The sequence below is a fragment of the Methanobrevibacter sp. genome, from assembly GCF_045116495.1.
In the GTDB taxonomy this organism is placed as follows: domain Archaea; phylum Methanobacteriota; class Methanobacteria; order Methanobacteriales; family Methanobacteriaceae; genus Methanocatella.
In genome coordinates this window covers 1-13530 of record NZ_JBGULU010000081.1, presented here as the reverse complement: position 1 = coordinate 13530, position 13530 = coordinate 1, and the positions used below count along the sequence as shown (strand labels likewise).

Annotated in this window: 18 protein-coding genes and 3 tRNA genes; 4 read left to right on the top strand and 17 right to left on the bottom strand. The window is 34.6% G+C overall.

Annotated elements, in window-relative coordinates:
- Positions 1 to 9: 9 nt before the first annotated feature.
- The 3 genes from ACJMLH_RS04210 to ACJMLH_RS04200 form a co-directional block, all read right to left on the bottom strand.
- Positions 10 to 84 (bottom strand) — tRNA-Met (locus tag ACJMLH_RS04210).
- 95 nt (positions 85 to 179) lie between these two features.
- The gene (locus ACJMLH_RS04205) at positions 180 to 710 is read right to left on the bottom strand and encodes a hypothetical protein (protein WP_405275023.1); all 531 of its coding nucleotides are present in this window, start codon (positions 708 to 710) and stop codon (positions 180 to 182) included.
- Between the two features lie 8 nt (positions 711 to 718).
- On the bottom strand, positions 719 to 1126 hold the full coding sequence (locus ACJMLH_RS04200; RefSeq protein WP_405275021.1) for a hypothetical protein: 408 nt from the start codon (positions 1124 to 1126) through the stop codon (positions 719 to 721).
- A gap of 90 nt (positions 1127 to 1216) precedes the next feature.
- Here ACJMLH_RS04200 and map point away from each other — a divergent pair, with 90 nt between their 5' ends.
- A complete protein-coding gene (gene map, locus ACJMLH_RS04195; protein WP_405275019.1) occupies positions 1217 to 2134 on the top strand; it encodes a type II methionyl aminopeptidase in 918 nt (305 codons plus the stop codon).
- 99 nt (positions 2135 to 2233) lie between these two features.
- Here map and frhB read toward each other — a convergent pair whose 3' ends face one another.
- Genes frhB through frhA form a run of 4 tightly spaced genes read right to left on the bottom strand, consistent with a single transcriptional unit; the run spans position 2234 to position 5720 of the window.
- Positions 2234 to 3085: a coenzyme F420 hydrogenase subunit beta gene (gene frhB / locus ACJMLH_RS04190; protein WP_405275027.1), complete on the bottom strand. Its 852-nt coding sequence runs from the start codon at positions 3083 to 3085 to the stop codon at positions 2234 to 2236.
- A gap of 11 nt (positions 3086 to 3096) precedes the next feature.
- Entirely contained in the window at positions 3097 to 3918 is an 822-nt protein-coding gene (gene frhG, locus ACJMLH_RS04185; RefSeq protein WP_405275017.1) for a coenzyme F420 hydrogenase subunit gamma, read from the bottom strand.
- Positions 3918 to 4487: a coenzyme F420-reducing hydrogenase, FrhD protein gene (gene frhD / locus ACJMLH_RS04180; RefSeq protein WP_405275015.1), complete on the bottom strand. Its 570-nt coding sequence runs from the start codon at positions 4485 to 4487 to the stop codon at positions 3918 to 3920. Before frhD ends, frhG begins: the two co-directional genes overlap by 1 nt.
- Positions 4488 to 4505: 18 nt before the next feature.
- Entirely contained in the window at positions 4506 to 5720 is a 1215-nt protein-coding gene (frhA, locus tag ACJMLH_RS04175; RefSeq protein WP_405275013.1) for a coenzyme F420 hydrogenase subunit alpha, read from the bottom strand.
- A gap of 158 nt (positions 5721 to 5878) precedes the next feature.
- Here frhA and ACJMLH_RS04170 point away from each other — a divergent pair, with 158 nt between their 5' ends.
- The 3 genes from ACJMLH_RS04170 (at position 5879) to ACJMLH_RS04160 (ending at position 6696) form a co-directional block, all read left to right on the top strand.
- Positions 5879 to 6403 (top strand): endoglucanase, encoded by a 525-nt coding sequence (locus ACJMLH_RS04170; protein ID WP_405275011.1) that lies wholly within the window; start codon positions 5879 to 5881, stop codon positions 6401 to 6403.
- Between the two features lie 89 nt (positions 6404 to 6492).
- Positions 6493 to 6566: transfer RNA gene (locus ACJMLH_RS04165), tRNA-Arg, on the top strand.
- 56 nt (positions 6567 to 6622) lie between these two features.
- Positions 6623 to 6696 (top strand) — tRNA-Arg (locus ACJMLH_RS04160).
- 12 nt (positions 6697 to 6708) lie between these two features.
- Here the strand turns inward: ACJMLH_RS04160 and ACJMLH_RS04155 are convergent.
- The 10 genes from ACJMLH_RS04155 to trpA all read right to left on the bottom strand — a co-directional run bounded on the left by ACJMLH_RS04155 (position 6709) and on the right by trpA (position 13525).
- A complete protein-coding gene (locus ACJMLH_RS04155) occupies positions 6709 to 7896 on the bottom strand; it encodes a TIGR00375 family protein (RefSeq protein WP_405275009.1) in 1188 nt (395 codons plus the stop codon).
- A 21-nt stretch (positions 7897 to 7917) separates the two neighbouring features.
- Entirely contained in the window at positions 7918 to 8469 is a 552-nt protein-coding gene (locus ACJMLH_RS04150) for a DUF2112 family protein (RefSeq protein ID WP_405275007.1), read from the bottom strand.
- 30 nt (positions 8470 to 8499) lie between these two features.
- Complete coding sequence (locus tag ACJMLH_RS04145) at positions 8500 to 9270, bottom strand: proteasome assembly chaperone family protein (protein WP_405275005.1); 771 nt, start codon at positions 9268 to 9270, stop codon at positions 8500 to 8502.
- A 6-nt stretch (positions 9271 to 9276) separates the two neighbouring features.
- Positions 9277 to 9444, bottom strand: coding sequence for an RNA-protein complex protein Nop10 (locus tag ACJMLH_RS04140; RefSeq protein ID WP_405275003.1), 168 nt, complete (start codon positions 9442 to 9444; stop codon positions 9277 to 9279).
- A gap of 6 nt (positions 9445 to 9450) precedes the next feature.
- Positions 9451 to 10251 carry a translation initiation factor IF-2 subunit alpha gene (locus ACJMLH_RS04135; RefSeq protein ID WP_405275001.1) on the bottom strand — a complete coding sequence of 267 codons (801 nt, stop codon included), beginning with the start codon at positions 10249 to 10251 and terminating at the stop codon, positions 9451 to 9453.
- 63 nt (positions 10252 to 10314) lie between these two features.
- On the bottom strand, positions 10315 to 10494 hold the full coding sequence (locus ACJMLH_RS04130) for a 30S ribosomal protein S27e (RefSeq protein WP_303345555.1): 180 nt from the start codon (positions 10492 to 10494) through the stop codon (positions 10315 to 10317).
- Between the two features lie 9 nt (positions 10495 to 10503).
- Entirely contained in the window at positions 10504 to 10782 is a 279-nt protein-coding gene (locus ACJMLH_RS04125) for a 50S ribosomal protein L44e (protein WP_296804091.1), read from the bottom strand.
- Positions 10783 to 11021: 239 nt separating this feature from the next.
- Positions 11022 to 11879 carry a hypothetical protein gene (locus ACJMLH_RS04120; protein ID WP_405274998.1) on the bottom strand — a complete coding sequence of 286 codons (858 nt, stop codon included), beginning with the start codon at positions 11877 to 11879 and terminating at the stop codon, positions 11022 to 11024.
- Between the two features lie 56 nt (positions 11880 to 11935).
- Positions 11936 to 12670, bottom strand: a complete 735-nt coding sequence (pcn, locus tag ACJMLH_RS04115; protein WP_405274996.1) for a proliferating cell nuclear antigen (pcna) — start codon at positions 12668 to 12670, stop codon at positions 11936 to 11938.
- 84 nt (positions 12671 to 12754) lie between these two features.
- Positions 12755 to 13525 (bottom strand): tryptophan synthase subunit alpha, encoded by a 771-nt coding sequence (trpA, locus tag ACJMLH_RS04110; protein WP_405275025.1) that lies wholly within the window; start codon positions 13523 to 13525, stop codon positions 12755 to 12757.
- Positions 13526 to 13530 lie beyond the last annotated feature (5 nt).

Below are 13530 nucleotides of genomic sequence, written 5' to 3'. Positions count from 1 at the left end.
AATTAAAAGTAGCAGGGCCTAGATTTGAACTAGGGATCTCGGGGTTATGAGCCCCGCGGGATCACCAGACTACCCCACCCTGCTATACAAACAAAAATAGTATAAAGGTACATTATTACTATTAGTTTAGATAATATATAAACCTTTCTATAAATCAAGAAAAAATCAAAGAAAATAAATTATTTATTTTCTAATGATTCAATTCTTTTATCCAAATCATCCAACCTGTCTTCAGTAACTTTCTGGAATTCTTCGGATGATTCTTTAAATTCCTTAAAGCTTTTATCCAAATCATCCACACTGGCAGTAGTTTCTGAAAATTTGGATTCAAGTTCTTCCAAATCATTTGTAGTGGCCAATGACCAATCTTTAATTAGCTGATCACTTTTTGCATCAAAGAAAGCATCGATTTTATTAGAAAATGCTTCATTATTAAGTGAAGACATATCAATATCACTTAATTTAACTTTGATTCTTTTACTCATTGATTCGGAATCCCCTTTTTGAACGGATACTTCATCTTTAGCTAAATCGTATTCAGCATCCTGATTTGATCTGCCTAAAATTTCATTCATGTGAGCATCCGCACTGGTTGGCACATAGCTGCGCAACTTATTCACAGTTGCTGGGCTATTTAATAAATAATAGTAAACTAAAACAACAATCGCAACAACTAAAATAATTACTGCAACCGCTTCCATAGCATCCATATTACCACCTATTTATTCATTTTTTTAAGTTTAGCTTCTTTTTCCTCAATTTCCTTAAGCATTTTTTCTAATTTTCTTTGTTCAGTTTCAGCTTCAAGTCTAGCCAATCTTTCATTAATTTCAGAGTGTAAATAACCCACATTGCTTCTAACTTCTGTTGTAGATTGCCTAATAGCTGAAAGGCTGTCTTGTTGCTCTTGTGGCAATGGAATTGGATTCTCCATTAATCTTTTAGATTCAATGTCTTTTTCAACCATTGACATCTTTTTAAGTTCAATTTCCTTTTCAAGCATTAAAATTGAATTTTTAGATTGTGCAACTTTTCTCCATTGAAAAACTATAATAATCAATACAATTGCAACAATAACCAAAATGATTAAGTAAAACATTTGGTCAGGTATTGTTGGAACATCCATTTGATAACCTCCAATATTCAATAAATATAAAATATTATATAAACTTTATCAAATAAATAATTAATTATTTAATAAAGAAGGTAAAAATTTATGATGGAATCTTATATTAAATCCGGAAAAATTGTTTCAGAGATTCGCAGCGAAGCTTCAAAAATGATTACAGATGGAGCATTGGTGATTGATTTAGTAAATTATGTGGAAAGCGAAATTTTAAAGGCAGGCGCTGAAATTGCATTCCCATGCAATGTATCCATTAATGAAATTGCGGCACACTATACCTCCCCTGCAGGAGACCAAACAAGGTTTAAGGCAGGAGATATGGTTAAATTAGATTTGGGCGCTATGATTGACGGATATATTGCGGATTCTGCAGTAACTGTGGTTGCCAGCGGAAACATTGATGAAAACTATACTCAGGATGAAATTAACCTACATGAAGAGATAATCGAAGCGTCAGCTGCAGGCCTTGAAGCTGCAATTGCAACCGCAAGGGCAGGAATTGAAGTATCAAAAATTGGTGCGGCAGTACACGAAGCTATATCCGAATATAAACTAAATCCTATTTTTAATCTGACAGGTCACAGTCTGGAACAATATAATCTGCATGCGGGAATTTCCATTCCAAATTATGACAACAATGACGGCTATGTTTTAGAGGAAGGTCAAGCAATAGCAATCGAACCTTTTGCAACCAACGGCGAAGGTATTGTGAATGATGCTCCGGGCCACTATATTTTCTCATATATGGCAAATAAACCATTCAGAATGAAAAGCACACAGAGAGTTCTGAAATACATTCAGCACCATCATAAATATGTTCCGTTTTCAGGAAGATGGATAACCGATGAATTTGGGGATAGAAAAGGTGCAATTGCACTAAAACAATTGTCCGATGCAATGGCAATTTATCCTTATGCTCCACTTCGCGAAAAACAGGACTGCTTTGTAAGTCAAAAAGAGCATACTTTAATAATTGAAAAAGAAGGCTGTACAGTTACAACCATCTAGAAGAGATTCATTCTCTTCAAACACCACACTTATTTTTAAAAAAAATCATCACAAAAATAGGTTAAATATCAATAAAAAAAAGAAAAAAAGAAAGAAGATTTAGTATATAGCAGGGATTTTAACTCCCATTTTAGCTCTTCTTTCACGTTCTGCAGTATTTTTGTCTTTTTTACCTTTAGCTAATTTTTCAAGTAAAGGAAGACCTGGTTTTACATCATCCATTGGTTTGGTTTCGATTAAACCAGCGTCAACAGCTGCTTTAAATACGGATTCACCAGCATCAGTTCTGGTTAAAACAGTGGACCATCCGTCAGGAGATCCTACAGAACCGGTTGATACGTCAGCCCATTCACATACGTAATCTTGACAGATGTTACAACCTGCTTGTTCGTATCCGTGGGTTTCTTTAATAGCTAAACCACTGTCTTCGCCGTCTTTAGTTAACCAGAATTTACCTTTACCGATGTCCATTTTAGTTGCATCTTGTAAACTATCAAATCCTAATTTAGCGGTAGCGAAGGTGTCAAGAGAAGCCATAGGGAAGTTTTCCATACAGTAGATACCGACAATTAATTTGATTTTGTCAGCGACAAATCTAGCGAATGGATAAGCTTGTGCTTTTCTTAAACCTTGGGTTTGACATGGAGTTGCTACAACACCAACTTTTTCTAATCCGTATTGACGGGTTGCTTGTTTTAAAGCAGATAAGGTTGGGGACATTGAGTATTTAGTTCCTGCAGCTGCAATAACTTCATCAGCGGAAGTTACTACAGTAGGAATTGGTCTCCAATCATCATCAGGGGTTCCAGCTACAACTGCACCTTCAATGATTCCTTCATCGAGTGCGTAACAGAGTAATGCTGAAACAATTCCTCCGTCTTGTGATACATCTAAGATTTTTTTCTCAGTAGATCTTGCAGATAATGCTTCTTTATAAGTACCTAATGGCATATCCATTCCTCCTATAATCCTGTTTCCTTTTTAATTCTGCTTTCAGGTAACCAAGATCTTGGACACATCATGTAGCAAGAACCACATTTAATACATCTGTCTCTGTCACAGCTAGGTCTACCTTCTGAAAAGCCCATTGCTCTTGTAGGACATGCAAGAGCACAAGTTCCACATCCAGTACATAATCCTTGGCGGATAATGTTGGTTAATACGTCACAACCGCATCCTTTATCACATGCAGCCCAATCCATTGCTGGTTTTAAGTAGTCTAAATCGCCTTCACATAAAGCAACAACTGCTTTAGCAATCATTTCAGGAGCTACAGGACAACCAGGAAGTGCTAAATCTACTTTGATTAATGCGTTAATTGGTAAGAAAGATTCGTGTTTAGGTTGTGCTTGTTGACCACCACGTGCAAAAGTAGTGAAACAACCGGTAATAGCACATGAACCAAATGCAGCGATTAATCCGGATTTTTCTCTTGCTTCTAAGAGTTCGTGAACACTGTGTTCATCTTGTAAACATACAGATCCTTCAATTAAACATAAGTCCATTTCTGGCATTTCCCATAAATCGACTAAAGTTTGTCCGTATACAATGTCAACCATGTCAGTTAAAACAGTAGATAAAATATCGTAGTTTTCGGTTAAAGACATTGCATCACCAGTACAACCACTTAAGTGTATGTAACCAATACGTGGTTTTGCTGAAGCAGCTTTAGGTTCTTCTGCAGGTGCTTTGGTTTCTACAGGAGCAGCTTCAACTTTTTCTTCTACTTTTGGTGCTTTAGGTTCATTTGAACCGCCAAAAGCTTTTTTCAATTTATCAAACATTATTTTACCCCGATTTCTTTTAAAATAATATCTATAGCTTTAGGAACAGCCTTTTCTACAGGTTCTGTTAAACCCATATCCACATCCGGAGTTGGAATCTCAGCCGGTTTACAACCAACAATCACTACTTCACATTTTTGAGAAATTTCTTGAAGTGGGTTTTCAACTGTCATACCATGAGGATTGTCATACTTTCCTTTCTGCATTACATTAGGGTCAAATACATCTACAGTTCCAGGTTCTGCATCAAACTCAACAACATCGATAACTATGAGTTTTTTCCAATCATACTCAGTGTATAATGGGAAGAAATTTGTTGGAGCCGCAGTTCCGCCATCAATGAATTGAACGCCTTCAGGCAATGTCACATCCTCAAATTTTTCTTTTATTTCTTCTAAAATATCTTTATTGAATTCCTCTTCCACATATGAAGTAACAGCTGGATCATAATAGTCATTAGCATCGTTGAAATATTTCTGCAATATATTTATAAGAACTGGACCGAATCCATCATCTTTAAATAATATATTTCCGCATCCAATAACAATTATATCCGAATGATAAGGCATTAAATTCCTCCAATTTACTTAGATTCTCACCATTTCATTTTTAAGAATGGATTTATCTTCATCGTCAACTACCATTACGTGAGTAGCACATGATAAACATGGGTCGTATGCTCTGATTACATGTGGACCTAACTCATGATGGAATCCTTCAGTTGCAGGACCCATAGTTGGAATGTTCCAAGTAGTTGGTACAATTGCAGAGTAGAATTGAGTTTTACCATCTTTAACTTGTGCCATGTGTACATCAGTTCCTCTAGGACCTTCAATAACACCAAATCCAAGTTCTCCAGTTCCTCTTTTATCGTAACTTACGTTTGCAGGAGCAGAGGTGTCAATTGCATCTAATGCTTCTAAACATGCGTCATAGTTTTTGAGCATTTCATCAGCACGAGCAACGTGTTGTGCGACTACACCTTTGTCTTTGAATCCTTGGAATTTTTCCATTCTTGCTCTAGGACCGGTTTCTACGTTGGTACCTTCCCATAAAGGAATTACTGAACATGCTTCTTTTCCAATTTCTGGATCATCATACCATGCTTCAGGTAAAACTTCTGAGAATTTGTCCATATCAAATTCGTTAGTACCGTAAGTAGCATCCATTGCCATTAATGGTTGGTTAACTACACCTAAGTCTTTTGGTAATCCTGCTTCAAGAACGAGATTTTTGATAAATTCAACGTGAGCCTCAAGTTTTGGTTTAAGTGCGGTCATACGTTCGATTAATCTTTCTTTAGTGAATGGAGTAATGTTTCTTGCCATACCACCTACTCTAATATCAGCAGGGTGGATACCTTCTCCAGCACACATGTCTACAACATATTGTACAGTTTTTCTGATTTCACTTACACTGTCAACTGCTTTGACGAAATCGTCGCCTTTAGCAATATCCGGTGCAACTAAGAAGTGGTGAATTGCTGCACTGTTAATACCATGTGCTGCTGCAGTAGCTTTTCTTAACAATTTTGCTGCTGTAGGAATTTCAATTCCTAATGCCATATCCATTGCTTCTGCAGAAGCTAATGTGTGTGGAATTGGACATACTCCACAAATTCTTTGACATAAAACAGGTGCTGTTTCAGGAGCTTTGTTAAGAACCATCTTTTCTAAACCCCTAACAGGAGTTATACTAAAATACATACCTTTTGTAACTATACCTTCGTCATCAACTTCCATGACCAATTCGGCATGGCCTTCCTGACGAGAGGTTGGTTTAATAACTACTCTATCTTTCAAATATGTCACCTCAATTATTAGCAATTAGAAACTAACATTATAATATATGAATATTATTATTAATAAGTTATACCACAAAATTTTAATCGAAATATATATAACATATAAAAAACTATATTTTACTATTATCTAGATATAATTTTAAAGGAGGGAAAAAATTGGATAAAGCAAATATAATAATTTCAATAATTATCGTATTATGTGTTGCAGCAGCAGTTGCAGCATACGGACTGACAAATAGTGATAATCCAATATTCTCTGACTTATCAAGTATGGCCGGAAATGGCAATAACGGTGATGGAACTGGAAACAATACCACCCATTTAAATAATTCAAAATCCGTAGCAACCACTAGTGGATCTGGTGGAAGTGGAAGTTCAGGATCAGGCGGATCTTCAGATGGAGGTTCAGGATCTGGCGATTATGGAGGAAGCGATTATAATTATGGAGGAAGTTCCGACAATGGTGGAAGTTCCGATAATGGTGGAAGTTCCAGCAGTACAGAATTATCATACTCAACCGCACAAAGTATTGCTAATGGTGCTGTAGCAGAGCCAGGTTGTTATGCTGGAGGAGGATACTACTCCAATGGATACTGGTACTTTACAATCTATGATGAAGACGGTAACGCAGTAGATACTATATCAGTTAGTGATGCAACTGGTGCAACCGGTAGAGGATAAAAAGATTATTTTTAATCTTTTTTATTTTTTTTAAAAAATAGATAACTATATATAATAAGATAAATAGAATTATTATTGTTGTATATGAAGGGCCCGTAGCCTAGCTGGATAGGGCGTCGGACTTCTAATCCGAAGATCCCGGGTTCAAATCCCGGCGGGTCCGCTCTTTATACAAACTGACTTTTTTTACAAATATATTTTGCGGAATTTAATAATTATGGGCTTGTAGCCTAGTCTGGAAGGGCGTAAGACTCCTAATCTTAAGATCGAGGGTTCAAATCCCTCCAAGTCCGTATTTATTTTTTTTAAAAATTATCTAAAGTGATGATTTTTTCAGCTTTGGGCTTCTTTAATTCATGATTAAATGAAATTTCACCATACTTACCGCCCCCACCAGGAATAACATCTATAGTACCATTTCTAAACGCTTCAATAGCAGGCGCTATATTTGAATCGATTTTATCAATCTCAGAAACAGAAACATTGATTAAAACATCGATTTCAGTTCCAAAGCAATCAATTAATTTCTGCCATTTGCCCTGAACCGTTTTGGTTGTTACTCCTTTATCATATACTGTAGATATTAATTCTGCAAGAGGCATCAAATGCACATATTTCGGTCTAAAAGAAGGATGTTTCGGTTCTGCATAATCTGCAATTTCAGAAATCCTAAAATCAACACCCTTTTTAACAGTTCCTCCACAACTACATTTCATTTTATTTTCCTTTGCAATAATAGGATCAATTAATTTGAAGCATTTGGTACATGCAGTCATGTGGTACTTGCCTAAATTTGGAATCAAACCATAATTTGCCTTAATGTCCCTATTTTTTATTGCGCTTTTGATTGAAGAGTATGAAATATCTTCAAGCTCTATCTGATTAAATTCCCTCCCCAGTCTGTGCGGCCATGGGGAATGTGCATCGGAGTTTGTTAAAAATGGAAAATCCTTAAGTTCACTGACAGTGTCGGCCATAAATGTGTCTGCCGACAGACCAAGCTCTACAAAATCAGGTTTATGTTCATAGCAATCATAAATGCTGTCAAAAGATTTATACATTCCTGTCCATGGAGTAAATGCATGTGCAGGACCAATTAAACAGTCATAATCACGAACTAGTTCCAAAAGCTCTGCACCGTTTAAATGAGTTTTAGGCCTTCCATCATGATTTTTATTTTTAGAAGGCAATTTCTCAGATAATTCACGGGCAATTTTAATATCCGGAATGATTATTACATGATGAATTTTATTTTTTCCTTCAACTTCTGTTGTCAAAACAAAATTCATATCATCAAAGGCATAGATTCCGTCACCCAAATAATCAGTACTTTCTTCGATGATATCCAGCCATCCCGGATGAAATGCATCACCAGTTCCTAAAAGCTGCAATCCTTTTAATTTGGATTTTGGAGCCATATTTTTAATAAGCATATCCTTAGATGATGCCATTGAAAAACAACTGTGAACATGAAAATCTGCATTTACTAACATGATTAATGGTTTGTTGTGTTATTATATTAAATTATCTAAAATCTTTTTAACATCAGTTAATGGATATTTTTCCTCTTTTAGAGTTAAATCAACACTCAAATCATCTGAATTTTGAAAATCATCTAAATTTTTTAAAAAATCATTTGTTTTATCAATCAGATTTATAATCTGATTTCGATTTGTTGGATAAGCAAGTCTTAAAGTTGGAATATCCAAGTCATTGACAATTTTAACTTCAAGACTGTGTGCATTATTGCAGGCATTTCCTCCAAACAAGATCAAATCATTTAATGCATTATACATTTTATGGCGATTTTTTGGTCTTTTTCCTAAAATAATGGCCGCATCAGCTTTATCAACAACACGGGAAAATAAGTATAATCTTCCTTTTAGTCCTGAAGGAAGTTCACTTGAAGAATATTTATTAATCAAGTTATCAAAAACAAAATTGCCTTCACAAATATCCATATTGTCATATCTGGAAAAATTTGAAGGGGATAAATAAGTATGTCCATTCTTTTCAATCAATGGAATAACAATCATCGAAGTGTCAGGAACAACAATAACATTCATGAGAAAAAAAGTAAAAAAAATATATTGAAATTATCCAATATATCTTAAATCGTCTGCATTTCCAGCATTAGCCTTATTAATTAAATCTTGTTCCATTTGTTGAGCCTTGGCAATCATTTGTCTTGTTTCCTCAGCTCTTTCCTCTAATTTATCAACATTGATTTCAAAATTAAGTAACATGGTCAATTTATTTAATATGGCTTCTGCAGCTTCAGCATCAATAAAGTAACCTGGAGTTTCACCCATAAGACAGGAGCCTTGGATTTGTTGACGGGTAGCTAAACCTAAAAAGAGTCCAGATGCACCGACAATACCTCCATCATTAGCTCTAATTTCAATTTCAGCTTCTCTTAATAATTCAATATTTTCTTCGCAGGTTGCCGCACCGAAAACTCTAGGACTTTCAGTAGGTTGGCCTGTAACCATTCCTCCCAATGTATAGATTCTATCAATGCCGTAACCTTTAACGAATTCCAAAATATCTTTACAAACTAAATATTGTCCTTCAGGGGATAAAGCTTGAGTATTGCCTACAAGAATAATCAAATCTAAATTATCTTCACCAACATCTCTTAAGTAATATAATTCGTTGCGCATATTTTCAATTATACCTTCATCTTTAACTATTACTTGAGGAGGAAATGTCGGAGAATAAATTTCTGCAAATTTGGTAGCTCCTAACTCATCAATCATGTGATCAGCAGCTAATTTACCCACATGTCCTAGACCAGGTAATGCTTCGATGAAAATAGGATTGTCTAATTCAATGTCTTCTAAAACGGTTATTTCTGTAGTTTCCATACCCTATTACTCCTTCATAGCTTCTTTTTTTAATATTCGTCTATATTTACCATATTTATCCTCAACTGAAAATTTCGGAGGATAGATTACCTTAAGCTTTCCGCCGCATTTTGGGCAGGCATCCTTTAAAGTATAAATTCCACATTCAGGACATTTATTCATTTTCATATTCATAAGAATCTAATTGTTATCTAATTCTCTTAAAAATGAACCATTTCCATCAGATTCTTCGACAACTGCAATACATCTTTCAGCAGCAGCTTTAAGCTCTTTTTCTGCCAATAAATAATCAGTAGATTTAACTGTAATTCTGTATCTTGGTGCACCTACACATTGTACTTTAATTTCTTCTTCGGAATCCCCATTATCTTCAGCAGCCTTTAAAGCGGCGATAATGACTTCAACTCCGTCAGGTACAAAAGTTTCAATGTCCACATAACCACTAATATGTACTTCAGGAGGAGTAATATTCTTTTTAGCTACTTCAGTAATAGCATCCGCCCAATCCTGTGGGATTCCTTCTTCAGTAAGTGATTCTGCACCTTCATCAGAAGCAGTTTCAAAAGCACCATAAACATCACCGAAGATGTCCATAAGCTCATAACCTACTTCATCGTAAGCAGTATCTAAATCTTTATCTAATGATTTAGCAGCCAATTCTAAGAATTTTTCAGCCTTTTGCTCAATTTTCCAATGTTGGATTTTTTTAGTTCTTTGATCTTCACGGATTCTTTTTAAAGAAGCATCCACATGCCCTTTTTTAGGGTTTACTCTGAGAACACGACAAACGATTTTTTGGTTTTCCCTTACATGATCCCTGATATTTTTAACCCAACCAGAAGATACTTCAGAAATATGAATAAAAGCTTCTTTGCCCTGATATTCTTCTAATTTAGCGAAAGCCCCATAATTAAGAACTTTATAAACTGTACCTACAATAAGTTCTCCTTCATCAGGCCATTCTTGACTTTTTCTTACCATACTCTCACCAACATTAATAAAAATTATAAAAAAATAGTAAAAAATAAGTTAAAAACTAGGAATCTAGTTTAAAACTTTTTCAATGTGTGCGGTGATTTTAGCTTTAGCACCGCGAGATTTGACAAGAGTTTTACCACAAATAATACATTTTACATCAGATGCTGCACGATCAAATATTACTTGTTCATTGTCACAATCTAAACATTTAACTTTTAAAAAGTTTCCTCTACCATTACTAACCATGTTAATCACCTATTTAGCTACAAATTCAGGTTTTCCTGTTCTGAAAGATTGTTTAATGTGAGATTTACCACATTCTTTACATTTAAGTCTTAAGTCTAATTTTTTAACTGGTTTGTTTCCAGCAGGTAAAGGCCTAGGATAACCTCTGTAACCAGCAGTGACACGTCTGAATTGTCTTTGTCCCCAAGTTAACTCACTAGCTTTTCTTTTTTTAGCAGTGTGTACTTCATGTATTGTGTGTCTTTTACAATGAGGACAGTATGTTCTTTTTTCTTTTGGTATTTTCATTTTTCCACCGTTCAATACACTTTAAAAGTGTTTAATTAATAAATCATTGTCAATCCATTCGCAAATTTATCTAAACTAAAGTTTTATCAAAAAATGTTAGAGATCAAAACTGTAGTGTAACGCATCAAGTCTACAAACAGCAAAAATCCAAATTATAAAAAATATAATTTTTTATTATCACAAATAGATATGTTCTGTATATATGTAATACAAGTTATATAAAGTTAATGGAAAAATGGCTAAATTCTAACCTGACGGCCTTTTCGATTTTTGAAAAATATTTTTGCATTTATCATAGGCAAAGTGACCAAGTCCTGAGGTCTGAACGGACCGTATACTTTTTCATCAACGCCTACAATAGGACCTACATCATCAAAAACAAGCATTGTAACCAATTCCATGTCTTTAGCTAATTTTTGAGATTCAAAATCATAAAACTCATCAACTTCTTCACCTGCATTTGGATTATCCTCAATATCCGGTTTGGAAATTGTTTCCTTAGGTTTTACATTGACGGCAGAATCAGGCTTTGATACTGGAATTTCTTTAACAGTAGCTTCTGGTTTTTCTTCAACGATTGGCTTGACCTCTTCAATCTCATCAACCCTGTCCAGGATTTCTTCACTTTTTGGACTTTCTTCGGAAGACACTAGAGTTGTAGTTTGAGTTTTTATTTCACCAGACAATTCATCATCGTCTTCAGACAGTTTCTCAAGTGAAATATTGCCTCTGTGATTTTTCAATGTCTCAATCAGTGAATAGTAAAACCTTTCCTCTTCGGGAGTTAGATTCAGTGGAGTGGTATCTACCAAATCAAATTGAGGTTTTCCAGTAAAAAGATGGTAAGACCTATGAATATTAACTACAGCAGACTCTGTAATTTTCTTTTCACGTCTCTCACAGATATCTGTAGCAATCATCTGAGCATTTTTAAGTACGCCATGAACATTAGAAAATGGATCTTCAATAGCTTGCTTTCTTAAGCTGTCCATATACTCATGAAGCTGATTATAGAAATCTTCCTCTACACGAGCTAATGTAGCATTATTACGTTCTTTTTTCTGAATTTGTCGCAAGTCTTGGTAGAATTGATCCACTTAATACCATCTCTAATATAATGTTTTAAAAATAAAAAAAAGTAAATCAAATGAAATTATTCATCTGATTCTAATCTAGGAGCAAGCAAGAAACTTAGTTTACCGTCACCAGTTACCATATTAAGTGTTAAACTTAAAGGCATATCGGTACCTAAGCCAATTTCAGCTTCCTCTGAAAATTTATCTGCTTTGAGCATTTCTCTGATTTTATCCAAGGAGAATAAAGATTTTGCATGTTCATTAATATTTTCTCCGTGAAGATATTTGATGCTAGCATCTCCAAATTCACCGTCAGCAGATGCAATGAAGTAATCTTCATCAACTTGGAAAGCAATTTTATCTGAAAAGATATCAATATCGTTGATACAATCTTTTAAGATAGAGAAACGAACTTTAAATGATGTTGGATGTTCGATTTGAGGTGGAACAGGGTTATCATACTCAATATCGATTAATCTTATTTTGAAAGTTCTTGTAGCATCACCTTCAAAGGTAATGATGAAATTACCTTCATCTACAGACATCAATACCCTGTCTTGAGATTTAGCACGTTTAAGTACTCTCATAAATTCATCAGTGTCAATGTTAATCTTTTCTGGAACATCACAAACATATTCATCAAATAAACTTGATTTAAGTTCTAAATGTACGAAAGTTATGTGACTACGGTCTAAGGCATCTAATCTCATGCCTTCACTGTCAGTTTGAATCTGTACTTCATCTACAATTGATGAAATAGCATCAAAACTGGTTTTTAATATATTAGAATCACTTAATTCTGCTTTAAACATAAATAATCCTCTTAGTTAAAATTATATATTATGAATATATTTTTATATTTATTATTTAATAAGTGTTTTCATTATTTGAAATTTTTAATTGCAAGCCTTTTTCATGCTTGAAACATACTCTTTCAATACGGATGTTGCATCTTCACCATATTCCTCAATTATTTTTACAATAGCGCTGCCAACAATAACCCCATCAGCAATTTCACCGATATTTCTAGCCTGTTCGGGAGTATTGATGCCAAATCCAACAGCTAAAGGCAAGTCTGTTACATCACGGATATCTTTTAAAATTGATTTTAAATCTGTTTTTATTTCAGATCTCATTCCTGTTACTCCCAATGATGAAACCACATAAATAAAACCACTTGCATCACTGGCAATCTTTTGAATTCTTTCTTTGGAAGTTGGAGCAATCAATGAGATAACATCGACATCATTTTTGCGAGCAATATCGACAATTTCTCCTTTTTCCTCATAAGGTAAATCAGGAGAGATAATGCCGTCAACACCTAACTCATTACATTTCTTAAAGAATTTTTCATAACCATAAAAGAAAACAGGATTAATATAAGTCAGGAATACAAGGGGAACATCACTTTTAGCGCGAACCGCTTTTACTATATCAAAAACATCATCGGTTGTTGTATTGTGTTTTAATGCACGCACATTTGCATCCTGAATTACAACACCTTCTGCCATAGGGTCTGAAAATGGAATGCCTATTTCTATCAAATCACATCCTGCTTCTTCCATAGCCAATATGAATTCAACTGTTTTTTCTATGCTTGGATCTCCGGCAGTCAAAAATCCGATAAAAGCTTTTCCATTTTTAAATGCATTAGCAATCTTACTCATTTAAA

What these genes read in the sequence shown, in the direction of transcription:
- ACJMLH_RS04205 (WP_405275023.1), bottom strand. Translation starts at nt 710, where the DNA reads ATGGATGCTATGGAAGCGGTTGCAGTAATTATTTTAGTTGTTGCGATT.
- ACJMLH_RS04200 (WP_405275021.1), bottom strand. Translation starts at nt 1,126, where the DNA reads ATGGATGTTCCAACAATACCTGACCAAATGTTTTACTTAATCATTTTG.
- map (WP_405275019.1), top strand. Translation starts at nt 1,217, where the DNA reads ATGATGGAATCTTATATTAAATCCGGAAAAATTGTTTCAGAGATTCGC.
- frhB (WP_405275027.1), bottom strand. Translation starts at nt 3,085, where the DNA reads ATGCCATTAGGTACTTATAAAGAAGCATTATCTGCAAGATCTACTGAG.
- frhG (WP_405275017.1), bottom strand. Translation starts at nt 3,918, where the DNA reads ATGTTTGATAAATTGAAAAAAGCTTTTGGCGGTTCAAATGAACCTAAA.
- frhD (WP_405275015.1), bottom strand. Translation starts at nt 4,487, where the DNA reads ATGCCTTATCATTCGGATATAATTGTTATTGGATGCGGAAATATATTA.
- ACJMLH_RS04155 (WP_405275009.1), bottom strand. Translation starts at nt 7,896, where the DNA reads ATGTTAGTAAATGCAGATTTTCATGTTCACAGTTGTTTTTCAATGGCA.
- ACJMLH_RS04150 (WP_405275007.1), bottom strand. Translation starts at nt 8,469, where the DNA reads ATGAATGTTATTGTTGTTCCTGACACTTCGATGATTGTTATTCCATTG.
- ACJMLH_RS04145 (WP_405275005.1), bottom strand. Translation starts at nt 9,270, where the DNA reads ATGGAAACTACAGAAATAACCGTTTTAGAAGACATTGAATTAGACAAT.
- ACJMLH_RS04140 (WP_405275003.1), bottom strand. Translation starts at nt 9,444, where the DNA reads ATGAATATGAAAATGAATAAATGTCCTGAATGTGGAATTTATACTTTA.
- ACJMLH_RS04135 (WP_405275001.1), bottom strand. Translation starts at nt 10,251, where the DNA reads ATGGTAAGAAAAAGTCAAGAATGGCCTGATGAAGGAGAACTTATTGTA.
- ACJMLH_RS04130 (WP_303345555.1), bottom strand. Translation starts at nt 10,494, where the DNA reads ATGGTTAGTAATGGTAGAGGAAACTTTTTAAAAGTTAAATGTTTAGAT.
- ACJMLH_RS04125 (WP_296804091.1), bottom strand. Translation starts at nt 10,782, where the DNA reads ATGAAAATACCAAAAGAAAAAAGAACATACTGTCCTCATTGTAAAAGA.
- pcn (WP_405274996.1), bottom strand. Translation starts at nt 12,670, where the DNA reads ATGTTTAAAGCAGAATTAAGTGATTCTAATATATTAAAAACCAGTTTT.
- trpA (WP_405275025.1), bottom strand. Translation starts at nt 13,525, where the DNA reads ATGAGTAAGATTGCTAATGCATTTAAAAATGGAAAAGCTTTTATCGGA.